Annotated in this window: 24 protein-coding genes and 1 pseudogene; 7 read left to right on the top strand and 18 right to left on the bottom strand. The window is 69.4% G+C overall.

Features of this window, described 5'->3' with window-relative positions:
* Positions 1-14 precede the first annotated feature (14 nt).
* The 7 genes and pseudogenes from NBRGI_RS22700 to NBRGI_RS22665 all read right to left on the bottom strand — a co-directional run bounded on the left by NBRGI_RS22700 (position 15) and on the right by NBRGI_RS22665 (position 5,858).
* The gene (locus NBRGI_RS22700) at positions 15-767 is read right to left on the bottom strand and encodes an ABC transporter permease (protein ID WP_029899264.1); all 753 of its coding nucleotides are present in this window, start codon (positions 765-767) and stop codon (positions 15-17) included.
* Positions 764-1,717 (bottom strand): ABC transporter ATP-binding protein, encoded by a 954-nt coding sequence (locus NBRGI_RS49210; RefSeq protein WP_051727958.1) that lies wholly within the window; start codon positions 1,715-1,717, stop codon positions 764-766. Before NBRGI_RS49210 ends, NBRGI_RS22700 begins: the two co-directional genes overlap by 4 nt.
* The gene (locus tag NBRGI_RS49205) at positions 1,708-2,037 is read right to left on the bottom strand and encodes a hypothetical protein (protein WP_029899262.1); all 330 of its coding nucleotides are present in this window, start codon (positions 2,035-2,037) and stop codon (positions 1,708-1,710) included. Before NBRGI_RS49205 ends, NBRGI_RS49210 begins: the two co-directional genes overlap by 10 nt.
* Positions 1,991-2,848, bottom strand: a pseudogene (locus NBRGI_RS49950) (serine hydrolase domain-containing protein); the annotation flags it as partial. The pseudogene NBRGI_RS49950 and the gene NBRGI_RS49205, both read right to left, overlap by 47 nt.
* Positions 2,849-2,915: 67 nt before the next feature.
* Positions 2,916-3,755 carry a pantoate--beta-alanine ligase gene (gene panC / locus NBRGI_RS22675; protein ID WP_029899259.1) on the bottom strand — a complete coding sequence of 280 codons (840 nt, stop codon included), beginning with the start codon at positions 3,753-3,755 and terminating at the stop codon, positions 2,916-2,918.
* 191 nt (positions 3,756-3,946) lie between these two features.
* Positions 3,947-4,627 carry a response regulator gene (locus NBRGI_RS22670; protein WP_029899258.1) on the bottom strand — a complete coding sequence of 227 codons (681 nt, stop codon included), beginning with the start codon at positions 4,625-4,627 and terminating at the stop codon, positions 3,947-3,949.
* Positions 4,617-5,858, bottom strand: coding sequence for a sensor histidine kinase (locus NBRGI_RS22665; RefSeq protein WP_036560417.1), 1,242 nt, complete (start codon positions 5,856-5,858; stop codon positions 4,617-4,619). The genes NBRGI_RS22670 and NBRGI_RS22665 overlap by 11 nt, the downstream gene beginning before the upstream one ends.
* A gap of 165 nt (positions 5,859-6,023) precedes the next feature.
* Here NBRGI_RS22665 and NBRGI_RS22660 point away from each other — a divergent pair, with 165 nt between their 5' ends.
* Positions 6,024-6,632: a hypothetical protein gene (locus NBRGI_RS22660; RefSeq protein WP_200882213.1), complete on the top strand. Its 609-nt coding sequence runs from the start codon at positions 6,024-6,026 to the stop codon at positions 6,630-6,632.
* Here the strand turns inward: NBRGI_RS22660 and NBRGI_RS22655 are convergent.
* The 3 genes from NBRGI_RS22655 to NBRGI_RS22645 form a co-directional block, all read right to left on the bottom strand.
* Positions 6,623-6,949 carry a hypothetical protein gene (locus NBRGI_RS22655; protein WP_014985107.1) on the bottom strand — a complete coding sequence of 109 codons (327 nt, stop codon included), beginning with the start codon at positions 6,947-6,949 and terminating at the stop codon, positions 6,623-6,625. The two genes, NBRGI_RS22660 and NBRGI_RS22655, sit on opposite strands and share 10 nt — an antisense overlap.
* 61 nt (positions 6,950-7,010) lie before the next feature.
* A complete protein-coding gene (locus NBRGI_RS22650) occupies positions 7,011-7,748 on the bottom strand; it encodes a GNAT family N-acetyltransferase (RefSeq protein WP_029899255.1) in 738 nt (245 codons plus the stop codon).
* A gap of 97 nt (positions 7,749-7,845) precedes the next feature.
* Positions 7,846-10,467, bottom strand: a complete 2,622-nt coding sequence (locus NBRGI_RS22645) for a helix-turn-helix transcriptional regulator (protein ID WP_029899254.1) — start codon at positions 10,465-10,467, stop codon at positions 7,846-7,848.
* A gap of 167 nt (positions 10,468-10,634) precedes the next feature.
* Here NBRGI_RS22645 and NBRGI_RS22640 point away from each other — a divergent pair, with 167 nt between their 5' ends.
* The gene (locus NBRGI_RS22640) at positions 10,635-11,081 is read left to right on the top strand and encodes an ester cyclase (RefSeq protein WP_029899253.1); all 447 of its coding nucleotides are present in this window, start codon (positions 10,635-10,637) and stop codon (positions 11,079-11,081) included.
* A gap of 27 nt (positions 11,082-11,108) precedes the next feature.
* On the opposite strand, the gene NBRGI_RS22635 is transcribed toward NBRGI_RS22640, so the two are convergent.
* The gene (locus NBRGI_RS22635; RefSeq protein ID WP_063048044.1) at positions 11,109-11,618 is read right to left on the bottom strand and encodes a hypothetical protein; all 510 of its coding nucleotides are present in this window, start codon (positions 11,616-11,618) and stop codon (positions 11,109-11,111) included.
* Between the two features lie 143 nt (positions 11,619-11,761).
* On the bottom strand, positions 11,762-12,712 hold the full coding sequence (locus NBRGI_RS22630) for a LysR family transcriptional regulator (protein ID WP_235211072.1): 951 nt from the start codon (positions 12,710-12,712) through the stop codon (positions 11,762-11,764).
* Positions 12,713-12,823: 111 nt separating this feature from the next.
* On the opposite strand from NBRGI_RS22630, the gene NBRGI_RS22625 reads away from it, so the two are divergent.
* Both NBRGI_RS22625 and NBRGI_RS22620 read left to right on the top strand, forming a co-directional pair.
* Positions 12,824-13,882 carry an AMP-binding protein gene (locus NBRGI_RS22625; protein ID WP_029899250.1) on the top strand — a complete coding sequence of 353 codons (1,059 nt, stop codon included), beginning with the start codon at positions 12,824-12,826 and terminating at the stop codon, positions 13,880-13,882.
* Positions 13,882-15,243, top strand: coding sequence for an aldehyde dehydrogenase family protein (locus tag NBRGI_RS22620; protein ID WP_029899249.1), 1,362 nt, complete (start codon positions 13,882-13,884; stop codon positions 15,241-15,243). Before NBRGI_RS22625 ends, NBRGI_RS22620 begins: the two co-directional genes overlap by 1 nt.
* A gap of 9 nt (positions 15,244-15,252) precedes the next feature.
* Here NBRGI_RS22620 and NBRGI_RS22615 read toward each other — a convergent pair whose 3' ends face one another.
* The gene (locus NBRGI_RS22615) at positions 15,253-15,972 is read right to left on the bottom strand and encodes a DJ-1/PfpI family protein (RefSeq protein ID WP_036560411.1); all 720 of its coding nucleotides are present in this window, start codon (positions 15,970-15,972) and stop codon (positions 15,253-15,255) included.
* 168 nt (positions 15,973-16,140) lie between these two features.
* A complete protein-coding gene (locus tag NBRGI_RS22610) occupies positions 16,141-17,151 on the bottom strand; it encodes a GlxA family transcriptional regulator (RefSeq protein WP_029899247.1) in 1,011 nt (336 codons plus the stop codon).
* A gap of 370 nt (positions 17,152-17,521) precedes the next feature.
* Between NBRGI_RS22610 and NBRGI_RS22600 the strand changes: the two genes are divergently transcribed.
* Together NBRGI_RS22600 and NBRGI_RS22595 are read left to right on the top strand one after the other, a co-directional pair.
* A complete protein-coding gene (locus NBRGI_RS22600) occupies positions 17,522-19,105 on the top strand; it encodes a CocE/NonD family hydrolase (protein ID WP_081878194.1) in 1,584 nt (527 codons plus the stop codon).
* Positions 19,106-19,277: 172 nt separating this feature from the next.
* A complete protein-coding gene (locus tag NBRGI_RS22595) occupies positions 19,278-20,642 on the top strand; it encodes a family 20 glycosylhydrolase (protein ID WP_051727955.1) in 1,365 nt (454 codons plus the stop codon).
* Positions 20,643-20,877: 235 nt separating this feature from the next.
* Here NBRGI_RS22595 and NBRGI_RS22590 read toward each other — a convergent pair whose 3' ends face one another.
* From NBRGI_RS22590 to NBRGI_RS22580, 3 genes are all read right to left on the bottom strand, one after another.
* A complete protein-coding gene (locus NBRGI_RS22590) occupies positions 20,878-21,429 on the bottom strand; it encodes a putative immunity protein (RefSeq protein ID WP_029899244.1) in 552 nt (183 codons plus the stop codon).
* A 103-nt stretch (positions 21,430-21,532) separates the two neighbouring features.
* Entirely contained in the window at positions 21,533-22,363 is an 831-nt protein-coding gene (locus NBRGI_RS22585) for a helix-turn-helix domain-containing protein (protein WP_029899243.1), read from the bottom strand.
* A 51-nt stretch (positions 22,364-22,414) separates the two neighbouring features.
* Positions 22,415-22,999: a nucleotidyltransferase domain-containing protein gene (locus NBRGI_RS22580; protein ID WP_235211071.1), complete on the bottom strand. Its 585-nt coding sequence runs from the start codon at positions 22,997-22,999 to the stop codon at positions 22,415-22,417.
* A gap of 160 nt (positions 23,000-23,159) precedes the next feature.
* On the opposite strand from NBRGI_RS22580, the gene NBRGI_RS22575 reads away from it, so the two are divergent.
* Entirely contained in the window at positions 23,160-23,600 is a 441-nt protein-coding gene (locus NBRGI_RS22575; protein WP_148310910.1) for a hypothetical protein, read from the top strand.
* Positions 23,601-23,659: 59 nt separating this feature from the next.
* Here the strand turns inward: NBRGI_RS22575 and NBRGI_RS22570 are convergent.
* On the bottom strand, positions 23,660-24,107 hold a 448-nt coding region (locus tag NBRGI_RS22570), incomplete at its 5' end, for a TetR family transcriptional regulator (RefSeq protein WP_029899240.1).

Genomic DNA, 24,107 nt, shown 5'->3' with positions numbered 1-24,107 from the left:
CCTGTGGCGCGCGTTCAGCGAATGGCCACGCGACGCTGACTACTTGGGTCGAAGGCCAGCGTCGCGACGATCGACAACACGCACGCCCAGCCGACGAGTACGAGCAGATGCGGCGCGATGCTCGCCAATCCCCCGTGCTGCGCGAGCACTTCGCGCATCCCGTCCACCGCCCAGTACTGCGGGGTCAGCGGCGCGAGCGGCTGATTCCATCCGGGCAGCAACCGCACCGGGACCACCGCGCCGCCGAGCACGCCCATGCCGAGCACCACCAGCTGGCACAGGTTCTGCATGGCCGAGACGTTGCGCGTGAGGGAGACGAGCACCAGGCCGAGGGCGATCGCGGTCCACGCGATGGACAGGATCAAGACGGTGAGGGCGACGAGCGAGCCGTTCACCGTCGCGCCGAACAGCACCCGGCCCGTGCCGATCAGCAGCGCCATCTGCGCCGCGGACAACAGCAAGTACGGCACGGCCAGCTGCAGCACCATCGTCGCGCGGGACAGTCCGCTGGTACGGACGGAACTCCAAGCGCCCGAAGCGTGTTCGCGGTAGTGCGCGGTGCCCATGAACATCATGACGTAGAAGCCGAACATGATGGTGAAACCCGGCACCGTCTGGTCGGCCCCGGCGCCGCCGGTCAGGCGCGCGAAGGCGTCGCTCAGCAGGGCCTGCATCAGCAGCGGCGCCGCGAACAGGAAGACGAACAGCGTGGGATCGTGGCGCCAGGTAGCCGCTTCTTTCCGGAGGAAAGCCCAGGTGAGCGTCATCGGGTCGCCGATCCGGGAGCCCGCTCGACGGCATGCAGGAAGGCGTTCTCCAATGACACCGGCACCGCGCGCACGTCCTTGACGGGCAGGTTGCTCGCGCCGAGCACGCGGACCACGGTCGCGACCTGCTCCGGCTGCTCCGCAGCCACCCGAATCCGTCCGCCGTGCAGCGTGATCCGGGTCGCGGGCAACGCCGCCCGCAACAGGGTCGTGACCGCCTCGCTCTGATCGCTGACGATCTCGCAGTACGGTCTGCCATATTCGGCCACAAAGCTTTTCACGTCCGCGGTGGCGACGACCCGGCCCGTGTCGAGCACCGCGACGCGGTCGCAGAGGCTTTCGGCTTCATCCAGGTGGTGAGTCGTGTACAGCAGCGTCGAGCCCTCCCCGCGCAGCTCCCGGAGCAGGCGGTGGATGGCCTGCCGGGAATCGATGTCGACGCCGGTGCTCGGTTCGTCCAGCACCATCAACGGCGGCGCGTGCACGATACCCATTCCGATCGACAGCCGGCGGCGCTCGCCGCCCGACAGGTGCGCACCGCCCCGATCGGCGATGTGGCTGAGCCCCAGCCGTTCCATCACCTCCGCGGCGCGGCGCCCCGCGGCGGCGCGCGACATCCCCCGCACGATCGCGGAGAAGCGCAGGTTCTGCCACACGGTCATCGGCAGGTACACCGTATTGTCCTGCGGGACATAGCCGATCCGCCGCCGGACCCGGCGTCCGTGCCTGCGCACATCGGTACCGAAGACCTCCACCTGCCCGGCTGTCGGTTTGACCAGTCCGCAGATGATGTCCAGCGCCGTGGATTTCCCGGCGCCGTTGCGACCGAGCAACCCGAAGATCTCGCCGCGTCCGATGGCCAAACCGACGTCGTCCAGGGCGAGGAACGAGCCGTACTTCTTGCGCAGGCCGCGCACCCGGACGATCGGTTCGTCGGTGCTCACGTCCATGACGAGGCCTGGCGCGCCACGATCTCGCGGACCTGATCCCGGTAGTGCACCGCGCGCCCGTAGCACTGGGTCATCAGCACCGCGCCGATACCGGTGGGAATGTCGTACACGAAGCTGGTCGCGGCACGCCCCAGCCAGCCGACGGTGTGCGCGCGTGGATCCAGTGCTGCCCACGCCGGATCGCTGCTCGGCACGTGCAGCCCGTAGGAGAAGCCATAGCCCTTGCCCGGGATGTAGTCCGGACCGGTACCGGCCAACGGCCCGATCTGGTCCACGAACAGTTCCCGGGTGAACGGCCCGAGCGCCGGGATCGACAGCACGCCGTCGCGATCCGGTGTGATCGCGCACAGCAGCGTGGCGAAATCCGCAGCGGCGGCGTAGCCGCCGGACCCGGCCGATCGCCACGCCGGCCGCTCCTGATGAGTGACAAGGCCTTTTCGGGGTCGCCGGGGCGTCGGCGAACGGCTGGGCGACCCGGTCCAGGTCGGCGGCGGCGACGCTGAAGCCGGTGTCGCGCAAGCCGAGTGGACGGCACACTCGCTGCTCGACGAGCTCGTCCAGCGGCCTGCCGTCCGCGTGCTCGAGTACCCGGCCCAGCACGTCCATCGCCATGCCGTACTCCCACACCGTGCCGGGGTCGGCCGCGAGTGGTTGGCGGGCCAGGTTGTCCACCACCTCGTCGAGCGTGTGCCGCGCGCCGGTGTGCTCGTATTTCCGCACCTGCGCCGTCGCGTAGTACGGCGCGAGGTGCGCCGAGGTGTGGAATCCACCGCCGATGCCCGCGGTCTGCCGCAGCAGATCCTGTAGCGACGGTGGGCGTTTCGGTGCTCGCAGCGCACCGTCCACGGCCACGCGGCTGTCGGCGAAACCAGGCAACCACGCCGCGACCGGATCGGTCAGCCGAATTCGGTTCTCGGCGGCCATCGCCAAGGCGGCCAAGGCGGTGAAGACCTTCGTCATGGAGTAGATGCGGAAGAGAGCGTCGTCGCGCATGGGCCGACCGGCTTGCGGGTCGAGCTGACCGACAGAGCGCACGTCGATCAATGCTCCGTTCTCGGTCACCGCGACGACCGCGCCGGGCAATCGGCGGGCGTCGACCTCCGCCGACACGGCCGCCAGCAGCTCCGCCATCATGTCCATCGTCGCCTCCCGCGCCCCGACCCCCCTGAATCTGTTACTGCGGCACCGACTCTCGGTGCTACACCGCTATGTTGTCGATCAGCCGGGTGCGTCCCACCCACCCGGCGGCCACCAGCCTGGCATCCGGCACGCCGGTGCGCACCGGGCCCAGTGTTTCGGGATCGACCAGTTCGAAGTAGTCGATCCGCTGGATACCGGCATCGGTCAGGGCGCGGCGTCCCGCGGCGAGCGCCTCGTCCACCGCGCCGGTCTCGGCCCGCAAACGTATCGCCGTCTCCGACAGGATGCGGAACAGCGCCGCGGCCGTTGGCCTTTCGGTGTCGCCGAGGTAGGCGTTGCGCGAGGACAAGGCCAGACCGTCCGGCTCCCGCACGGTCGGCACCGCTCGCACCTCGACCGGCAGGCCCAGGTCGCGCACGAGCGCGCGCATCACCACCAGTTGCTGGAAGTCCTTCTCCCCCAGATAGACCGCGGTCGGCGCGAGCATGATCAGGATCTTCGACATCTCGGTGGTGACCCCGGCGAAGTGGGTCGGCCGGCCCACGCCGCACAACACCGCGGATAGGTGCGGAATCGCGACGTGCAATCCGAAGCCGGGCGGGAAAAGCTCGGCCGCCGTGGGCAACCACGCGATATCGGCCGCCGCTTTCTCGCAGAGCGCCAGATCCCTTTCTTCGTCGCGGGGGTAGGCGTCGAAGTCCTCGTTCGGCGCGAATTGCAAGGGATTCACGAAGATCGAGGCGAGCACCACGTCGTCACGTTTGCGCGCCTCGTGGACGAGGGCGAGATGTCCCTCGTGCAGGGCGCCCATGGTGGGCACATAGCCGATGCTCTTGCCCCGCGCCCGCGGCTCTGCCAAAACCTCGTGTAATTCCGCCGTACTCCGGACAACGATCATCGCGTCAATTCCCTCAGCGAAACTCACAGTAGCCACCGCCACCGATGTCGGATAACTCCCACACTCGATGCCCACGGCGAGCTTAACACCGAGTCGCGATCCCCAGTTCTCGAATCCGACTTAATCCGAACGGCTTTCAGAATTCAGCGGATGATTTCGGGCATTTCGCCACATCGGCCGGCGCACGGCGGTCAGCGATTGCCCGGGATCACGATGCCGGTTTCATAAGCGAGCACGACGAGTTGGGCGCGATCACGCACCGACAGCTTGGTGAGCAGCCTGCCCACATGGGTTTTCACGGTGGCCACGCTCAGGTGCAGCGTCGCGGCGATCTCGGCGTTGGAGCGGCCCGCCGCGACATGTTCGAGCACTTCGCGCTCGCGGCCGGTGAGCGCGGCGGGCCCGTCCGGCAGCGCGGGCAGCGCGGCGGGCCTGCGGGCGAACGCACTGATCATCCGGCGGGTGATGCTCGGCGTGAGCAGGGCGTCACCGGCGGCCACCACGCGGATCGCGTGCAGCAGCTGCTCGGGTGGTGAGTCCTTGAGGATGAAACCGCTTGCGCCGCTGCGCAGTGCCTGGAAGACGTGTTCGTCCTGGTCGAAGGTCGTGACGATCAGGACACGCGGCCCGTCCGCGTGCACGGCCAAGTGCCGCATCGCTTCCAAGCCGTCCATGATCGGCATCCGGATGTCCATCAGCACCACGTCGGGCCGCAGCTGCCGGGCGAGCCGGACCGCCTCCCCGCCGTTGCCCGCCTCTGCGAGCACGCTGAGATCCGGTGCGGACTCGACCAATACCCGGAAGCCGGCGCGGACCAGAGCTTCGTCGTCGGCGATCAGCACCCGGATCGCAGGTTCGTGGTCAGCGCTCATCGGGGTCCCGCGGCAGCGGAAGGGACGCGCGGACGGCGAAGCCGCCCTCGGCCCGCGGTCCGGCGTCGAGCCGGCCGCCGAACAGCGAAACCCGTTCGCGCATCCCGAGCAATCCGAGTCCGGAACCGCTGCCGTCGGCCTCGGCCGCGCGGCCCGCCGCCGGACCGGCATCGGTGACCGATACCTGCAATTCGGTCGGCGCGTGGCGGATCTCGACCCACGCCCGGTCGGTATGCGCGTGCTTGACGACGTTGGTCAGCGCCTCCTGCACGATCCGATAGGCGGTGGTCTGCAACAGCGCCGGGGCATCAACCGGCGCACCGACCACCTGATACGCCACGTCCAGCCCTTCGTGCCGTAGTCCCTGCACGAGGTTCGCGATCTCGGCGAGCCCCGGATCCTCCGGTTCGGGGTCCGGGCCGCACTCGCGGATCTGCGCCAGCACCCGCCGCAACTCGTTCAACGCCGAGCGACTGGCCGTCTCGATCGCGCCGAGCGCCGCGCGCGCCTCCCCCGGCCGCTCGTCCAGAACCAGCCGGGCCACTCCGGAACGCACGGCGACCATGCTCAGCGTGTGCGAGATCAGATCGTGCACCTCGCGCGAGACGCGTAACCGCTCCTCGGCCCGGATCCGGCGCTCTTCTTCGCGCGCCTGCCGAATCTGCTGCTCCGCCAGGCTGTTCCGATACGCCCGGCGGGTGCGCAGCATATCGCCGAGCAGCCAGGCGGGCACCGCGATCAGCAGTTGCACGAAATCCTGTTCCTGGTCGGGATGCAGGTCCGCGCCGAGCCACCCGACGATATAGAGCGCGACGAGCGCACCGCCGGTGACGAGCAGCGACTCGCGGCGCGGGCGGCGATCGGCGAGGGTGAGCACGGCGACGCCGAAGGCCGGACCGGTATTGCTCACCCACGGCGTGAAGCGCACGCCGAGCACGGTCGCCAGACACAGCACGCCCGCCACCGCGACGACGACCGCGACCGGCCACCGCCGCCGCAGCACGAGCGGGAGCACCGCGGCGACGCCGAGCGCCGCGATGGCAGGTGTCGAACCTATCCCGCTGGTCGCGCCGACCAGCACGGGCAGGGTGAAGAGCAGGAAGCAACCGGCCGCGATCGCGGCGTCGATCCAGTCCGGTCCGGGGCCGACTCGGCGCGGAACCGCGGGGAGCCGATGACGCCACGGTACGGGTCCGGCGATCGGGGTCGGCGGTGTGGTGGTGATCGCCATAGCGCCGACAGTATCCGGCGGTTCGCGCAGGCACATCGCTCCGGGGTCGCGCGCCGGACTCATCCGCAGGTCGCATGCGCGCCGCGGCATCGGCCGCGCGGCGGTGTCCGTCTCGCGGCCGCGGGATGACGACATCGCCCTGGTCAGCGGGTCAGAGTTGGGGACATGAACAGAGACGACACCCGGTCCGCGGGTACTCGATCGTTTGCCTCGCGGCTCTCCGGGGCGGGGCCACGGTTCTCGCGCCCACTGCTCGGCCTCGCCGCGATCTCGTTCGCGGCGGGTCTGCTGTCCGGCGGCGCGATCTACCTGGATCGGTCCCCGCAGCCGCAGATCCACGTGGCGGGGACGGCGGCGTGGGGACCGCATCTCGTGTTGTTCGTGCTGGCCGTCGCATCGGTCACGTACCTGGTACGCCGGCACGGCCTGTCGCCCAGCGTGTTCCTCGCGCCCGTCAGTCACGGTGCGGCGCAACGCTTGACGCGCACTGTGCGGTCGATCCCGACCCACCCCACCGCCTTGCTCCGACTACTGCTCGCCGTCATGCCGCTGGCCGTCCTGGTGTACAGCCCGTACCGGATCGGCGTGCAGATTCTGGCCGGTCTGGACCCGAACTTCACCGCGAACGCGTGGGGCGGCCCGAGCTATCCGGGCGCGATGGCCTGCCACTATCTCGACGCGGCCCTGCTGATCGCGGTATCGGCCTACTTGCTGCACCGGCTGCTGTTACCTGCCGGACCCGGCAAGCAGGCCGACCCGGGGCCTCAGCGGTAGACCCAGATACCCCCGCCGCCGAGCGGCAGCACGCGGTCCACCGGATGCGGCACGCCGTTGTCGTCGTTCTGGGTGCAGTCGTACGGGAACAGCGAATAGTGCCCGTCGCCGCCGCTGCACATCAGCGGACGCGTGGTGCCGTACGGGCTGATGAGGATGCGCGAGGACAGGATCAGGTTGTTCTGTGAAGCGAACTCACCGGACCAGTCGTGCCGGTTGGCAAGCCGTGCGTCCGCGTCGGGATCGGCGGACGCCAGCGGGGCCGCGACCAGCAGAGCGGTGGCGGCGATACCTACACATGCGAGTACTCGTTTCATAGGTGGACTATCGGCGATACCGCCCCGCTATTACGAATACCCGGTCGCGCGCGCGATTCGCCTAGACGAAAACCGACGTATCGCCCACGGCGGCGGGCGCCTGCACGAGCGTCAGGCGCGAGCGCTTGCGCAACGTGAACCCGAGCGTTTCATACAGGCTGATCGCCGTGGTGTTGTGCGCGACCGCGTGCAGGAACGGCGTCTCGCCGCGGGCGCGAATTCCCGCGCCGACCGCGCGGATCAAGCGCGAGGCGATGCCCCGGCCGCGGAACTCGGCGTCGGTGCAGACGGCGCTGATCTCGGTCCAGCCCGGCGGATGCATGCGCTCGCCAGCCATAGCGACCAATCTGCCGTCCACCCGCAAGCCCAGGTACGTGCCCATCTCGATGGTCCGCGGCGCGAACGGCCCCGGCTCGGTCCGCGCGATCAGGTCGAGCATCTCCGGGACCGCGGCCGTGGTGAGCACCTCGAACTCCGGGTCGAGCGCGACGCGCAGCGCGGTGCCGTCCATCTGGACCGTTTCTACTGTGTCCAGCACGGTCCAACCCGCGGGCGGCACATGCCCTTCGCCGCGCAGCGCGGTGCCGCCACCCGGTCCGAGCAGGGTGGCCAGATCGGCCCAGTCCTGTTCGTCCAGTTCCGGCGGGTGGCCGAAGAACCTGGCGACCTCCGGGTCGTACCGGCCGATCCGTCCGGCCCAGCCCGCGAACCGGCGATGCGCGCCGAGCAACGAGGTGCGCACCGGATCGTCCAGCGGATGCACCGGGGCAAAGACATCGAGGGTCGACTCAGCGGTCACCGCACACTCCTCCACAACAACGTTCAACCACCGAACGTTAGCGAGACGCACAATCGCCGACCACGGTTGCGCTCACCACGATTCCGACGCATCGCGGTCAGAGGTCGGGCACATCCCGCAGTTGCCGCCGCGACGAGATGCCCAGCTTTCGAAAGATGTTGCGCAGATGGGCATCAACGGTGCGTGGACTCAAGAACAGCTGTGCCGCCACCTCTTTCGAGGTCGCGCCGCCCGCGACCAGGCGCGCGATATGCGTCTCCTGCACCGTGAGCGTGTCCGCGACCTGCGCGGATCGACTGCGTGCGCTCTCGCCCGTGGCTCGCAGCTCGCCCGCCGCCCGCGCCGCGAACGCCTCCGTGCCGAGCGCCGTCAGCGCTTCGTGCGCCCGGCGCAGTTCGGTTCTGGCCTCGCGGCGACGCCCTTCCCGGCGCAGCCATTCGCCGTAGATCAGATGCGCCCTGGCGCCCGCGATCGCCGGACCGCCGGCGTCCAGCAACGCGATGGCCGCCAAGTAGGCGGACTCGTCGTCCTCCACCAAAGCCCTTGCGTAGGCAGCTATTCCGTGTCCCCACGGGTGGTCACCCGCACGTGCGCGCTCGGCCAGCGCGGCCAGCGCGGTCTGCGCGGTCTGCGCGAGATCCGGCCGGCGGCAACGCGTCGCGGCCTCCACCAATTCCGGCAACGCCAGCCCGGACAAGCCCAGATCGCCGGACGCGACGGCTTGTTCGGCGGCACGCAGCGCGGCGGGATAGTCGGCCAGACCGTTGTTGAGCACGGCCGTGGCGTACTGCACGCTCAGCGTCATCTCCGGCCCGACGCCGGCGAACAGCTCCACCGCCTCGGCCCGCCGACCGCGCAGCGCGACCAGATGAATGCGCGGATAAACCAGCGGTGCCGCGCCGGTGGCCTCCGCGATCGCCTCCTGCTCGGCGATGAGCGCCGTCACGGTGCCGAAATCGCCGGCCATCGCGGCCACCGGCGCCAGCATGGCCAGTCCGATCGGCAGCAGGTGAAACGAGCCGAGCTCACGCCCGGACGCGATGACACGCTGCGCGATCTCCCGCATCGCGTCGAGGTCCCACAGCTCCAGCGCGAGCAGATAGCCCAGTGTCGGCCACCGCAACCACGCGTCGTCGGCGCGGTCGGCCACCAGCGGGCGCAGCAGTTTCGCGGCGGCCTCGTGCCCCTCGACGGTCAGCGCGACCATGCCGTCCAAGATGCCGTCGGCACTGCCGCGCGGTTCCGGCGCGCTCGGCGCGCAACGCGCTGCCTCGACCACCGCGGCCACCCCGCCGATCAGCATGCTCATCTCGAACGCGTCCACATAACAGGCCCGAGCGCGAGCGGGCTCGCGCTCGGCCAGCCGCGCGGCGGCCCGCAGCAGATGAACGGTCGGCAGATCGCCACCGCGGAAGCGGGCGAACGAGATCCGGCCGCGCAGCAGATCCACGCGCGGGTCCTCCGGCGCCAGGGTCGACAGCAGCTCAGCCGCGGCGGCGAAATCCCCGACCGAGAGTTTCGCCTCGACCGCCGCGAGCATGCGCTCGGCCCGCAAGCCGGGGTCGAGGGTCAGCGTGGCCGCGCGCTCCAGGAACGCCGCCGCCGCGGCCACGCCGCCGCGCGCCTGCGCGCGCGCCGCCGACCTGGTCAACGCCAGCGCCACCGCCTCGTCCGGACCGGCGCTGGCGAGTGCCCGGTGCCAGGCGACCCGGTCGGGATCGGTGACCGGATCGCTCACCTCGGCGAGCGCGCCGTGCGCCCGGCGCCGCTCGACCGGCGACGCCGCCTGGTAGACCGCGGACCGCGCCAGCGGATGAATGAACCGGATGCGGGCACCGAATTCGACCAGCGGCACCTCCTCGGCGGCCGCGTCCGCGACTCCCAGAAGTGCTGCGGCGGGCCATAACAGGCCGGGGTCGCCGATCGGTTCCGCCGCCGCGACGGTGAGCAGCAGACGCACCTGCGGGGTGAGTTCCGCGAGCCGGGCCCGGAAGCTACGCTCGGCCGCCCGCGGCGCGGGCAAGTCGAAACCGCCCGCCATGCCCGCCGCGCCCGCGGTACGCGGCAGTTCCAGCAGGGCCAGCGGGTTACCGCGGGCCTCGGCCAGGATGCGGTCGCGCACACGCTCGTCCAGCGACGCGTGGAACTCGTGCGCCAGCAACGAGCGCGCCTCGGTTTCGCTCAGCTGCTGCACCTCGAGCTGCGGCAGCTGCGCGAACTCGGCCACCTCCGCCCGCGCGGCGAAGACCAGGGCCACCCGCTCCGCGCCGATCCGGCGCGCGATGAACGCCAAGGTGCGAGCCGACGCGTGGTCGAGCCACTGCGCGTCATCGATGAGGCACAACAGCGGGCGGTCGTGTTCGAGCAGCAGACCCAGCGCCGCGGCGCCGGCCAGGAACGGGTCCGGGGTGCCGGTGTCCAAACCGAACGCGATCCGCAACGCGCTGCGATGCTGTGCGGGCAGCGCGTCCAGGTGCTCCAGGACGGGGGCGCACAACTGGTGCAGCGCGGAATACGGCAGCTCGGTCTCGAACTCCGCGCCGGTGGCCCGCATGACCAGGAACCCGGACGATGCCCGGGCCAATTGATCGAGCAGCAGACTTTTACCGATACCGGGCTCCCCGAGCAGCACTACCGCGCCACCCTGCGATTCCCGCGCCTGCTGCAGCAGCGCGAGCAACCGCGCCGTCTCCGCCGATCGACCGACCACATAGTTCACCCGCCGATCTTGGCCTGCCCGCAACCAGCTGTCACCTCGCGGATAGGTAGATATCGCCGACGCGAACGCGGTAGTTCCGGCAGCAGACTTTGGGGCGGCCCGCCCGGACAGCCGAGGGGAAACCCGAAAACAGTCCGGACACAACGACATCGAAAGCGAGAACGATCATGGAACAGCGCACCCTCGACACCGCTGCGGCACCCGGGCAGCTGCTCGACGGCTGGCTCACCTTGTGGAACGGCGTCTACACCTACGCCGACGATCTGATCGCCGCCGACTTCCGGCTGCACGCCGCGATGCTGGACGGCGGTGACGGCGACGCGGTCCGCGGATCCGACGCGCTCGTCGACTGGATCGCCGAGGTCCGCAACGCCTTCACCGAGCTCGTGTTCAGCGTGGAGGTCGGGCCGATCGCCGACCGTCACCACCTCGTCGTCCGCTGGGTCGCCGTGGGCACCTACGGCGGCGGCTTCCCGGGTGCGACCGCTCCCGCGGGCACCGCGATCCGGTTCACGGGGATCGACATCCTGCGCATCGAGAACGCGAAAATCGCTGAGTACTGGATCAATTCGGATATGCACGTGCTGCTGGCCACGCTGGGCGTCCGGAACTGAGGCGAGGAGTTCGCGCCGGGGCGGTGGCTACGGGAACTGTGCGGTAGTGATCACGCCTTCTACGCCGACCGGCTGCTGGGTCGCCCTGGTCGGCAGCACGGGGCGGGCGGTATCGCTGTAGCGCCGCTTGACCATGGCCGCGGCTTCCTCGGGCGTCTCCGGGCGCCACGGCCTGGTTGACAGCTTTTCCAGCACACAGATCAGCAGCATCTGCCGGGTGCGGGTGACGGGATGGCAGTTCATACCGGCCTGTCCCAGGCCCTCGCCGGCGGTACCCCGTTCCTCCGGCGGCACGGTCTCGGTGAGCACCCAGTACAGCTCCGGGCTGAGCAGGACGGACTCGCCGTTGCTGTCGTTGAACCAGCGGACCGAGTACTCGATCAGCAGTTCCGCGATCGGTCCGCTCTGCCGCAGCGCCTCGACGAACCGGGGCAGACCGCCGCTGCTGTCCGAGTTCCGCTGGATCAAGGTCGCGATTCGGTCCGCGACCTCGCGTAGCTGCGTGATGTCATGGTCGGCCAGTTTCGGCAGCGTCATCAATTCGTCCTTACCCGTCACCCGGCAAGAATTCAGCATCCAAACCCAGATGTCAACGCCGCGTCAATAGCTGACGGATATCACAAAGTTGTTCCGCCGCAATGGTGCTCGATTACAACGAGCACACACCGGGACAAGCTGACTTATCGCGGCAAAGGGCCGTCGTGATAGTCGCGTGATTCATGATCGGCGGTGGCGATAAGCGAGTCACGGAAATGGCGCCCCGCCGCCGACAGGTAGGCGTCCGCGCGCCAGACCACCCGCAGCGTGCGGTGACAGTCCGGGCTGTCCAGCCGGACCCAGCGGACCGCCGGATGCGCGGCGGCGCGCCGCGACATGTCCGGGATCAACCCGACACCGATACCCGCGCTCACCAGGTATTGCACCGCGGCCAGTTCGTCACCCTGCACGGTGATGTTCGGCGTCAGCCCGGCCGCGGCGAACAGGCGGTCGGTCAGCGCACGCTGCCAATAACCCGGCCGGGTCGTGACGATCGGCTCGTCGGCCAGTTCGGCCACCGAGACGGTGTGCCGGTCCGCGAGCGCATGGCCCGGCGGCACGGCGAGCAGAACCGGCTCCCGGAAGAGTTCGACGGTGCGCAACGCAGGACCGCGCAACGGTTGCGAGGCGAGGCAGACATCGACCTCCCGCGCGGCGAGTTGTCTGCTCATCCGTTCGGCCGTGGACTGGTAGAGCTGGATTTCGACCCCGGGGTGCCGCGCGCGGAACTCCGCCAGGAATTCGGTGAGCGAGAGCAGCGTTTCGGAGGCGACCGCGACCGTGCCCTGCGCCAGTCCGGCCGCATCGGCCAATTCCGCACGGGCATCGTCGATTTCGGCGAGCGCACGGGTGATTCGCGCGAGGAAGGCCGCGCCGAACCGGTTCAGACGGATCTGCCTGCCCTGCCGATCGAACAGCGGCACCCCGAGTTCGGCTTCGAGCCTGGCGATGGTGCGGCTGAGCGAGGGCTGCGCCACGCGCAGTTCCGCGGCCGCCCGGCTGATGTGCTCGTGCCGCGCCACCACCTGGAAATACCGCAGCGACAACAGATCCACGGCCACGATCTTCTCATAACCCGCCAGGCATGAATTCATGGCGCATTCGGTCTTGGACGCTATGTATCTCCCGAACCTAACGTCGACAGCGGAGGCGGCCGCTCCGGCGCGCCGCGTGAGTTCGAATGCTGTTGTACGAGAGGAGTTCTCATGACCGAGCACAATCCGGACGAGTTCGTTCGCAGGATGATGCGCTGGCACTTCAGCGCGGCGACCGGCTCGCCGTTCTGGCTGGCCCGGGCCGCGACGCTGGACTTCGATCCGCTGACCGATATCCAGGGTCTCGACGATCTGGTCCGCTTTCCCAATGTCGTGGACGAGTTGCGCGATGTCGCGGTGCGCGACCTGATCCCCCGCGGCTACGGTGACAGCCATCCGGTGCACGTCTACGAAAGCGGCGGTACCACCGGGCAACCGAAGCGGGTCGTGTTCACCGCCGACTGGGAACGCCGCGCCGTCGACTGGATCGGCGCGCGTTTCGACGCGCTCGGCGTGCCGCGAGACGCGGACTGGCTCAGTGCCATTCCGAGCGGGCCGCACGGCGTCGGTGCGACGATCGCCGGTTTGTGCACCGCACGCCACCTGGTGAACTTCGGGATCGATCTCGATCCACGCTGGGTGAAACGACTCATTGCCGACGGGCGCGGCGCCGAAGCCGACGCGTACACCGACCACCTGATCGAGCAGATCGGCCACCTGCTGCGCAGCCAGGACGTCGGAGTGCTCGTCTCGACCCCACCGCTGCTGGCGCGGCTGGCCCGCCACGACGATCTCGTCGACCTGGTGAATCGCAAGGTCCGCGCCATCGTCTGGGGCGGCGCGCATTTGGACGCGGACACCCGAGACCTCCTGCGCCGCGAGGTCTTTCCGCGGACACTGCTGATCGGCATGTACGGCAGCACGATGATTCTCGGCGCCGCCGTGGAACGCCCCGGACTCGGCGACGAACAACCCTGCGTCTTCGATACTTTCGCGCCCTACACGACGTTCCGCGTCATCGATCCGGCGACCGGCGAGACGGTCCCCTACGGCGCCCGCGGTCAGGTCGTGATGCACCACCTGAGCCGGACCGCGTTGCTCGTCAACAACACCGAACGCGACCACGGGGTTCGAGTTCCGCCGCCGCCGGGCGGCCTCGGCGATTCCGTCGCGGACGTCGCCCCGGTCGCCACCTTCGGCGGCGCGCCGGTGATCGAAGGGGTGTACTGATGCTGCACCTGGATGCCCTCGGTCCCGAGGGAGACTATCGGTCGCGCAAGCAGGAGACGCTGCACGACCGCACCGGAAACCCGGTCGCGACACTGAGTCTCGCGCCCGGGCTGTACGTCACCCGGGCCATGCAGGCGCTGCGCCGGGCGCCGGAACTGGCGGTCGACGAGCGGATCGCGGCGATCGCCCGCGCGGGCCGGGCCTTCGCCACTTCGACGGTCGCCGCCGTGCCCGCGGCGGAGTACCAGCGCACGGTCAGCGCGGTCTCCGGCTTGCCGATCACGGTGGTGCGCAAGGCCGCCGACGATATCGCCGGTGCCGCCGCCGAGGCCTACCGCATCGGCCAGAACGCGCGCCCGTCCGGCGCGGTGGGCGACTGGCGCGATCCGTCGACCCGCGCGGGCGCGGCGGTGTGGACCCGGCGCGGCGAGGTCTTCGCCGTCCATGCGGCGGGCAATCACCCTGCGGTACACCTGGGTTGGCTGGAGCCGCTCGCTCTCGGGTACCGGGTCGCCGTCCGGCCCTCGCGGCGGGAACCGTTCACACCACACCGGCTGATCAGCGCCCTGCGCTCGGCGGGGTTCGGTGCCGACCAGGTGGTGCTGTTGCCGACCGCGCACGAGGTGGCCGGCGAGATCCTCGGTCTGGCCGACCTCGGCATGGTCTACGGCGGCGCGGACGTCGTGGCCGCGTACGGCGGCGATCCACGCATCCTGCCGCAAGGGCCGGGCCGGTCCAAGATTCTGCTCACCGCCGATCGTGACTGGTCCGCCGCGGTCGACACCATCGTCGAATCCGTCAGCGGCGGTGGCGGTGTCGGCTGCGTCAACGCCACCGCAGTGCTGGTCGAAGGCGATCCCGGCCCGGTCGCGGCCGCCGTCGCCGCGCGGCTCGCAGCCCTGCCCGGCCTGGCGCCCGGAGACGAACGCGCGATCCTGCCGGTGTACCCGATCGACACGGCGCGCCGGTGGGAAGACCATCTGCGCAAACGTGCCGCCGGAACCCGGGCCTGGCTGGGCGGTGACGGCATCGTCGAGGACCTGGGCGACGGCAGCGCCGTGCTCCGTCCGGCGGTCCATCAGGTGGACAGTCCGTACGCCGAGCAGGTCGGCGCGGAACTCCCCTTCCCCTGCGTGTGGTTCGCGCCGTGGGACCGCGCCGCGGGCCTCGCACCATTGCGGAACACGCTGGTGCTCACCGCCTGTACCGACGACGAGCAGCTGATCACCGACCTGGTGCGCGAACCCACCATCGGCAATGTCCACCTCGGCTACCATCCGACCAACCGGCTGGACCCGAGCCTGCCGCACGATGGCTATCTCGCCGAATTCCTCATGCGTGCCAAGACGATCCGGCGCTGAGCCGTCGGATCAGTGCCGCTTCCTGCCGCGAATCCTGGTGAGCGCCAGTTGCCATGCGACAGTGCCGATGGCGACCGTGGACCGGACATTGGCGCTTTCCAACGTCATCTCGGCGACGGCCTTGCGCATGACCTTCGCCGAAGCCTTCGACGGGTGGCCCGCGTCGTAGGGCGGGTGCGGGTCGTATTCGATCAAGAGCTGGATGATCTCGGCGCGCTCGGTACCGTAGATCTCGCCGATCAACCACAGTGCGGCGTCGATTCCGGCGGAAACCCCTGCGGCGGTGAGGATCTTGCCCGAACGCACGATCCGTTCCGTGGGACGGGACTCCACGCCCAGCAGTGCCATCGGTTTCTGCGCGAACCAGTGCGTCGTCGCGGGGTGCCCGGGCAGAATCCCGGCCGCGGCCAGGATCAGCGCGCCCGAACACACCGAGGTCGTCCACTTGGTGTGCGGATGGACCGCGGCCAACCAGCCGGTCAGCTCCTTGTTCGCCATTGCGGTCGGGGTATCGGTCCCGGAGCCCGGCACGAGAACCACATCGGGAGCAGGGGTTTCGGCGAAGGTGTGGGTGGCGCCCAAGGCCAGCACGCCACTGTCGGTGATGATCGGGCCGACTTCGTTGCTCACCAAACGGATCTCGCTGCCGGGCACCAGGCGCAGCGCCTCGTACGGTCCGATCGCGTCCAGCGCGGTCATGCCGGGATAGAGGACGATGGCGATCTGCAGCCCGCTGCCGTCGCGGGCGGGCACTGCCACGTCGGCGGGTGCCGGGGCAGGTCTCGCGGTATCGGCCGCGGCCTCGGCGGCGGTGCCGTCTTCGACGGCGGCAGAAGCTGATTGCGGCGGATGGTCGGCCATAGTGATATTCCCTTGTCTTCGATGGTGCTGGAACGCCTAGACGTCCGAGAGTTCGAAATCCGGGCGTTCGAGGGCGGCGGAACGGGGGCGCGCGAAGCGTTCCCGGTACTCGCCGGGCGCTACCCCGAGGAGTCGCTGGAAGGTGCGGTACAGGGTTTCGGGGCGGCGTAGTCCGACCGCGACGGCGACGCGATCCAACGGGTAGTCGGTGGTTTCCAGCAGTCTGCGCGCGGCCGCGACCCGCACGCTCTCCACGTAGCGCGCCGGGGTGGTGCCCAGTTCGGCGGCGAACACGCGGGAGAAGTTGCGGGTGCTCATGCCCGCCTGCTGGGCCAGCGCCTCCAGCGACAGATCCGCGGTGAGGTTCTCCTCGATCCAGACCTGAAGGGCGCGAAGCGGCGCCAGGCGCGGCGGCCCGGCCGCGACGGGCGCGCTGAACTGACTCTGCCCGCCCGGTCGGTGCAGATAGACCACCAGCCAGCGGGAGATCTCCCGGGCGAGGTCGGGACCGTGGTCGGCGGTGATCAAGGCGATCGCGAGGTCGATGCCCGCGGTCACACCCGCAGAGGTCCAGATCGGGCCGTCCTGGACATAGATCCGATCGGGCGCTACGTCGATATCGGGGTAGCGCTCGCTGAGCCCGCTGCTGCCCGCCCAGTGCGTGGTCACCGTCTTGCCGTGCAGCAGTCCGGCCTCGGCCAGCAGGAACGTGCCCGAACAGACCGAACCGATGCGCCGCGCCCGCCGCGCGACCCGTTGGATCCCCTCGATCAGCTCCGGGTCCTTGCGTGCGGGACCGAACGCGACTCCGCCGGTCACGAGCAACGTGTCCACCGGCCTGGACAGATCACCGATCGCCCGAGCCGTCACCTCGATCCCGTTCGACGCGCGCACCCCGCCCGCCCGCGCCGCGACCACCTCGACGTCATAGAGCGGCTGGCCGCTCAGGACCGCCGCCGCGTGGAAGACGTCGGCCGGTCCGGCCAGGTCGAGCAGCTGAAACCGGTCGAAGACCGCAAGTTGCACGAGGCGGGTCGAAGCAGGCATGCACTCATCCTCCAACCGGTCCCGCATGGCGTCAACGACACAAAGATTGCAAATCCGGCCACCCGAGCCCGTATAGCCGCCGCCAAAAGGCCGCCATCGCAGGACCTCGCTCAAATGCAGCACATGATCTGATGATTGGTAATGATTAGTTTCGCCATTTCTAAGCACAAATGATCAGCTACCCTGAATGCGATGGGTACAGCTGCGTACCCAGCTCAGCCTCGAAGATGGGCAGGGCCGATCCCATGCACGAACTTCCAGCACCTGATCTGACCGGCACGCTGCTGGGCTACCTCCTGATGTCGCCGCTGTCGCTGCTGCACAACCTCGGACTCGCCATCGCGAATCTGCTGGGCCACTAGGAGGTTCGATGTCGATGCGATCGGCGAGCGCGCTGGCCGCCGCCCTTCTCGCTGCCGCCGCACTCACCGTGAGTGACGCGCCGGCGACCGCCGTGCCGATTCCCGGCGGACAGGCCACCACGCTGTTCATCCCCGGCTCCGGCGGTGTGCGGCTCAACGCCGTCATCACCGCGCCCGCCGATTTCGGCGCCCGCAAGCACCCGCTGGTCATTCAGCCGTCCGGGTGGGGAATGCCGGCGGTAGGCAGCTTGGGCTCGGCCTACAAGCTTTCCAGCGGAGCGGATTTCGTCTCCATCGAATACACCGCCCGCGGTATGTACCTTTCCGAGGGCGAGGTCGACGTCCTGGGTCCGAACGACGCCGCCGACGTCACCGCGATCATCGACTGGGCCATCGCGAACGTGAACGTCGATCCCGAGCGCATCGCCATCGCGGGCGGTTCGTACGGCGCGGGAATGGCGATCATCGGTGCCGCGCACGATCCGCGGATCAAGGCGCTGGTCGCCGATTCCCCGCCCGGCGACCCGGCCGAGGCTCTGGCGCCCAACGGCACACCGAAGACCGGCGGTCCCGTCGCGCTGGCGCTGTCGGGCGCCGCGACCAACCGGTACAGTCCCGATCTCACGGCGCGCGGACTCGACACTATCCTGCGGGGCAAGGGCGGTGCTTTCGATTCGTTGCCGTCGGCGCAACTGCTGGCCGAGGCGGTGCCCGCGCTCAACGCCAACGGCACGGCCGTGTTCCTGGCGCACGACTGGCAGGACAGCCTGCTGCCGGTCGACCCGGTCTACGCGCAGTTCGATCGACTCACCGGCCCCAGGAAGCTGTTCCTGCAACCGGGTGATCATTCCACCGGCGGCGGTGCGGGCCAGATCGTGGGCCTGCCCAATCCGATCTGGGATGCCGCGCTGCGCTGGCTCGATCACTACACCAACGGCGCGGCGAACGGTATCGAGAACGAACCCGCCGTCACGATCGAACCGGCCGGCACCGGGCCGTACGTGTACTTCGATTCGGTCGCCGCCGCCGCGCGGACCGTGTGCACCCTCCCCCTGTCGGCGCCCGCCGTCGGCGTGATCGGCGCAGATCCCGGCGAACGCTGGTCCCAGCCAACAGTTTCCGCGCCTACCATCGCGGTCTCGGCCGTGCCCTACGTCACCGGCACCCTGGCGCAGCTCGGGGCGGCACCGCCGATTCCGATCGAGGGTATCGACCGCACCAGGGCCGGGGTATGGCGTAGCGCACCCTTCGAGGGCGGCGGTGTGGTCTCGGGCCATCCGCGATTGGATCTCACGGTGATCCCACCCAGTACCGAACTGACGCTCGTGGGCATCCTCTACGACGAAGCGCCCGACGGAACCGGGAAGGCGATCAGCTACTGGCCGTTGACCCGGCGCGGACTGACACCGGGCGAACCGGCCGCCATGGCCTGGGACCTCGCCCCTACCTACTGGAATATCGCACCGGGGCACCGGCTTTCGCTCGCCGTCACCTCCCAGGATCCGATTCCGTTCCAGAGTTCGACGCCGCTGGGCAGCACCGTCGTCTTCGCGGCGCCGTCCACGGTGCAGCTTCCGGTCGGCGACGCGTGAACCGCCGGACGCTGCTGGCGCTGCCCGTCCTGGCGCTGGCACTCGCACCGACCCCCGCCGCAGCCGCCGCCGCGGCGCCGGTGAGCGTACCCGGCGTGCGCCGATTCGATACCGGCCCTGGGCAATTCACACTCGCACCGGCCGGCGCCCCGGGGTCACCGACACCGGCCCGGTGGGCGCGGTCGCCGCTCGACTGGCCGCTGATCTCGGCCGGGCCGGTCACGCCGTCGGCGCCGGCACCGATCCGGGGCGGCCCGGTGATGTGGTGCTGCGCGTCGATCCGTCCGGCCCGGCCGAGCCGGAGTCCTATCGCATCGAGATCGCCGACCTCGTGACCGTGACCGCACGCACCGCGCAGGGTGTCGGGTACGGGACGCAAACTCTGCTGCAATGGCTTTCGCGGTCGACCACACTGCCCCGCGGCACCGCTACCGACTGGCCGGACTTCGCCGAGCGCGGGCTGCTGCTCGATGTCGGCCGTCAGTTCCTCAGCGTGGACTGGATCAAGCAGCGTATCCGCGAGATGGCGTTCTATCGGATGAACTTGCTGCAACTGCATCTGTCGGACCACTACGGTTTCCGGCCGGCGAGCAGCAGTCATCCCGAGATCACCTCGGCGCAGCACTACAGCACCGCCGACCTAACCGAGATCATTTCCTACGCTGCCGATTTCGGTATCGAGGTTGTTCCCGAAATCGGTTTCCCGGGGCATATGAACGCCATCCTGGCTCCGCATCCGGACCTCATCCTGCATCCCGCTACCACCAGCCCGATCGACGCCGCCACCGACGGCCTGCTGGCCGGCACCGCCGACGGCCGGATAGACCTGTCGAACCCCCGCGCCCGCCCCCTCATCGAGGATCTGCTGCACGAATTCGTGCCTCTGTTCCCCGGGCGCTACTTCCACCTCGGCGGCGACGAGTACGTATCCGACTTCGCGCGCTATCCCCAGCTCACCGCGGCGGCCAGAACCCAGCTGGGTCCTTGGGCCGCCGGCGCGGATCTGGTGGTGGACACGGTCAACTGGGCGAACGACATCGTGCGCTCCTACGGCCGCACCGCTCGCGTGTGGAACGACGGAATCCCGCGCGGCGCAAGCATTCCGGTGCACCCCTCGATCGTCGTCGACCATTGGACCGGCGGCAACGGCCTGCTGCCCTGGTCGGGCAGCGACAACGGACCCGAACAGCTGGCCGATCAGGGCCACACGCTCGGCAACTCCGCGTTCACCCCCACCTATTGGGCCTCCGGCGGTTACGCCGCGCCGATGAACACACCACCGGCGCTGCTCTACGCCTGGGATCCCGGGCTCTTCGTCAACGGCAGCCGCCTGCGCCCGGACCAGCGGGCACACCTGCTCGGTTCGAAATTGCATGTGTGGTGCGACGATCCGACCGCGATGACCGAGGAACAGATGATCGCGCCGGTGCGGGAACGACTCCCGATCATGGCACAACAGCTGTGGTCGGGTACCGGCAACGTCGGCTACCTCGACTTCACCGAGCGGGTGCGCGTCCTGGGCGTACCGACCATATGAGCGCGCGGCGATTCCGTCTCCTCGGGGCCGTCGCCACGGCGACGTGTGCGCTCTCCGTCGCCCCCGCTGCCGCCGCCCCGGCCGACGTTCGCGCCTGCACGCCCGATGACGGACATCGGACTCCTGTGGTCCTGCTACACGGCACCTTGGACGATGCCTCGAACAACTGAACCAGACCACCCGCCGCTGAACCGTTCATGGCGTGGATTCTCGACTCGGGTCAGGCCGGGCGAATTCAACCGCGCCGCAACGCCCGGTCCAGGGTACGTACCAATTCGCCCGCCCGGCCTCGACCGTTCGGTGCCGCAGGGTACCGTGCCAGCACACTGAGCACGGTAGGACCGGCCCACTCCCGTGCCCGGGCGAGGTGAGTGCCGGCCGCTTCCCGATCTCCGCCCGCGTCGAGTTCGAGCGCCCAGGCCGTGTAGGCGGCCGCGCCCAGGATGTGCCAAACCTGCGTGGCTTTCGCGAGCGGGTGCAGGTAGGCCGACGAGCCGGTGGCACCGGCGGCGTGCGCCGCGGCGGCGACCAGCGGCTCATCGCGCGCTTCGGCTGCCCACGCCGCGCGGTGTGCCGCCAGCGAAGTCACACGAATCGCCTTCGTCCGCTTACCTCCCGCGGCGAACTCGCGAGCCTGCTCGAGCACGGCCCGCACCCGTGCATCGCCCGGACACGCACGCTCGAAGATCGGCACCACCGGCGCCGCGCAGGCCAAGGCGTACGCCGTGACCTCGCGCAGTTCGGCCATGGTCAACGGGATCGTCAGGTTCTCCTCGGCAGCACCCATGAGATTTCACCGTATCGTTGAACTGCCGGTTGGTGCTTCCAGCGTGCTGACCGGGAAGATGCGCCCGAAACCCTCAACCGGTGGTTCTCCTGCGGCTCCGCGCTCAGGCGTACGCCGGCGCGGCCCACGCGACGGGGTCGACCGCCAACCACGGTGCGGCGGCAAGGGCCGTAGGCGTAAGCCCCGCAAAGGCTTTGGCGTCGCGATACAGATGCGACTGGTCGACATAACCGCATTCGGCCGACACCCGCGCCGCGTCCACCCCGCCCGCGAGGCGGTGCGCCGCATGGTCGAACCGAACCAGCTGCGCCGCCCGCTTCGGCGTCAATCCGACCTGTGCCCGAAATCGGGACCACAATCGCTTGCGACTCCAACCGAGCTCTCCGGCCAGCGGCTCGACCCGAATCTGCCCGTGAGACCGGACGATTCGCCGCCAGGCGTACGCGACCTCCGGGTCCACCGCAGCACCTTCCTGCTGCCGCCGGGCGATCGCGAGCTCGGCGATCGCGAATCGCTCGTGCCACGAGCGGGCCGCGCACAGTTGCGCACCGAGCCGTGCGGCATCGCGTCCCCACAACTCGCCGAAAGCGACCACCGCGCCGGCCGACTCCGCCGCAGCACCCGAGATCGCCTGCGCGACAACCGGAGACAATCGGATCTGCAACAGGTCGACCTCGCGTCCGCCCCCGCGCACGTTGCCCGGGGCCAGGCCGACCACACTGCTACCGCGCACGCTCTCGCCGGCGCCATCGACCAACCGGACGTCCCCGAAATCGAGGAATATCGTCACCGCCGGGTACGGCACCACCGGCAGTTCCACCGGATTCGCCGCCCGCCCGCGAAACCCGGCCATGCTGACTCCCGAGACCCGCGACCGCGCCGGGACCGCGACTTCGACCGCGGCTCCGCCGATCCGAAACTGCGCACCAGACATGCCGCCATCGTACGAGCGTCGGCAGGCACAGCACGAACTCGTTGCCCGTGTTCAGAGCCGCGCCAGCCAGGCGTGCCCTGGATGCACCCGGGACAGCCATTCGAACAATCGCGCGCGCCGCGCCTGGTCCATCGCGGGCAGCACGCGCTCGAAATCGGCCTCGTCCTTCGCGCGCAGACCTTTCGCTTTGAACAGCAGGGCGACTTCGGGAATCGAGTAGGGAATACCGTCGTCGGTGCGCAGAATCAACTCCGCGTACGACACCGTGATGGACGGGTCACGGCGGCACACCCAGCGATCCCCGGCCTGCGCTTCCCGAAAGACATCGAGCCGATAGCGACCCGACCCGGGTTCCCGCAGCCAGGTCTGAAAGTGATGCTCCGCTGCCGCGGGATACGGCCACGCGCGACCGTCACCGACGACCTCCCAGTCGTACCCGGGCAGCGCGGCCGCGATCTCACCGAATCCCGCTGCCGGAACGCCGATTTCGATATCGCCGTGCGGCCGCGAAGCACCGCCGGTGAACAAGTCGAGCGCCCACCCGGCCGCCACGTACCACGGCGCCGCGACACCCGACAGCCGCGCCGCGACCTCCCCCGGCGTCCAGGCCGCCCACAGCCGATCGGCCTCTTCCACCGAAACCTCCCGCGAAGAAATGCGACCAGGCAAACCCACAGCTTCTCCTCCCCGTCTCGATCATCGACACGCCTTACGACTCGCGGTGCCGCCGAGCGCTGCGCGCAGCGGGAAGAATTCTTGCCGTCCGGAACTTCCGCTGTGCCGAAATGTCTGGCGTATGCAATCACACTTCAACGAGAGGGTGGCTATGTTTCGGGTTTCACGGCTTGCGCTGTGCGTGATCGCACTTGGCGCGCTGACTGTCGGGTCCACCAGTGGCGTGGCCGCCGCCGAGGCGAACGCGACACTGAGAATCGAGGGAGCGATGCAAAGCGATACGGCCTTCGACGTCGAACTCAGTTACATCTGTGCCAAAGGTGCCAAGTACGCGAGCATCCTCGTCAGCGCCGAGCAGAAGCTCGGCAACGACGAGACCGTAGACGGCTCGAAGAAAGCGACCGACAAACTCGAATGCGACGGCCGATCCCACACGATTTACGTCGAGGACCTCGAACCCGCAGACGGCCAATGGGACGAGAACGGTGCGACCACCTTCCGAGCCGCGATGACCAGCAAGGACAAGAATGAAGAACCGGTGATGGCCGAGTACGAGCGTTAACGGGCGGTCGGACTGGGATGTCGGCGCGCCGCCGGTCCGGAGCCGATTGCCTTTGCGATTCAATCGAGTCCGAGGACGGCGGCCGTTGAGCGCCACAGGCGATCGGCGGCCGTTTCCGGGTCCGGCGGCGGGGTCAGCCGCAGTTGCTGGCCGATGCCGTGGCGTAGACCCCCGATGACGAAGGCGCCCGCGCTCTCCGGGTCGATCTCGGCGGGGATCTCGCCGCGCGCCTGGCCGCGGCGGATGTTGTCGGCGGCGTTGGCGCTCATGGTCTGGATGTAGACCGCTTCCAGCTCGGTGAGCTGCGGGTCCAGGGCGGTGCGGTCGAGCAGGACGGCGGCCAGCGGATCGGCGAAGTGATAGGTGACGAAACGGCGGGTGCGTTCGTGCTCGCGGGTCGACCAATCGGCCGCAGGGAGATGGGCATCGGCGATGGCGTGCCGCAGCCCCTCGTAGAACGTCTCGTAAATCGCTGCCAGCAGACCACTTTTCGAGCCGAAGTGGTGA

The organism is Nocardia brasiliensis IFM 10847 (assembly GCF_000710915.1).
Classification (GTDB): domain Bacteria; phylum Actinomycetota; class Actinomycetes; order Mycobacteriales; family Mycobacteriaceae; genus Nocardia; species Nocardia brasiliensis_A.
The sequence above is the reverse complement of the archived record's forward strand: the minus strand, read 5'-3'. Positions and strand labels throughout refer to the sequence as shown.

Bases quoted from the DNA above. Each gene is read 5' to 3' on its own strand.
- NBRGI_RS22625 (WP_029899250.1), top strand. From the start codon at position 12,824: ATGACCGAGCACAATCCGGACGAGTTCGTTCGCAGGATGATGCGCTGG.
- NBRGI_RS22635 (WP_063048044.1), bottom strand. From the start codon at position 11,618: ATGACGCTGCCGAAACTGGCCGACCATGACATCACGCAGCTACGCGAG.
- NBRGI_RS22630 (WP_235211072.1), bottom strand. From the start codon at position 12,712: ATGAATTCATGCCTGGCGGGTTATGAGAAGATCGTGGCCGTGGATCTG.
- NBRGI_RS22620 (WP_029899249.1), top strand. From the start codon at position 13,882: ATGCTGCACCTGGATGCCCTCGGTCCCGAGGGAGACTATCGGTCGCGC.
- NBRGI_RS22670 (WP_029899258.1), bottom strand. From the start codon at position 4,627: ATGAGCGCTGACCACGAACCTGCGATCCGGGTGCTGATCGCCGACGAC.
- NBRGI_RS22700 (WP_029899264.1), bottom strand. From the start codon at position 767: ATGACGCTCACCTGGGCTTTCCTCCGGAAAGAAGCGGCTACCTGGCGC.
- NBRGI_RS22660 (WP_200882213.1), top strand. From the start codon at position 6,024: ATGAACAGAGACGACACCCGGTCCGCGGGTACTCGATCGTTTGCCTCG.
- NBRGI_RS22590 (WP_029899244.1), bottom strand. From the start codon at position 21,429: ATGGGTGCTGCCGAGGAGAACCTGACGATCCCGTTGACCATGGCCGAA.
- NBRGI_RS22665 (WP_036560417.1), bottom strand. From the start codon at position 5,858: ATGGCGATCACCACCACACCGCCGACCCCGATCGCCGGACCCGTACCG.
- NBRGI_RS22655 (WP_014985107.1), bottom strand. From the start codon at position 6,949: ATGAAACGAGTACTCGCATGTGTAGGTATCGCCGCCACCGCTCTGCTG.
- NBRGI_RS49210 (WP_051727958.1), bottom strand. From the start codon at position 1,717: ATGGACGTGAGCACCGACGAACCGATCGTCCGGGTGCGCGGCCTGCGC.
- NBRGI_RS22640 (WP_029899253.1), top strand. From the start codon at position 10,635: ATGGAACAGCGCACCCTCGACACCGCTGCGGCACCCGGGCAGCTGCTC.
- panC (WP_029899259.1), bottom strand. From the start codon at position 3,755: ATGATCGTTGTCCGGAGTACGGCGGAATTACACGAGGTTTTGGCAGAG.
- NBRGI_RS22575 (WP_148310910.1), top strand. From the start codon at position 23,160: ATGCAATCACACTTCAACGAGAGGGTGGCTATGTTTCGGGTTTCACGG.
- NBRGI_RS22585 (WP_029899243.1), bottom strand. From the start codon at position 22,363: ATGTCTGGTGCGCAGTTTCGGATCGGCGGAGCCGCGGTCGAAGTCGCG.
- NBRGI_RS22600 (WP_081878194.1), top strand. From the start codon at position 17,522: ATGTCGATGCGATCGGCGAGCGCGCTGGCCGCCGCCCTTCTCGCTGCC.
- NBRGI_RS22610 (WP_029899247.1), bottom strand. From the start codon at position 17,151: ATGCCTGCTTCGACCCGCCTCGTGCAACTTGCGGTCTTCGACCGGTTT.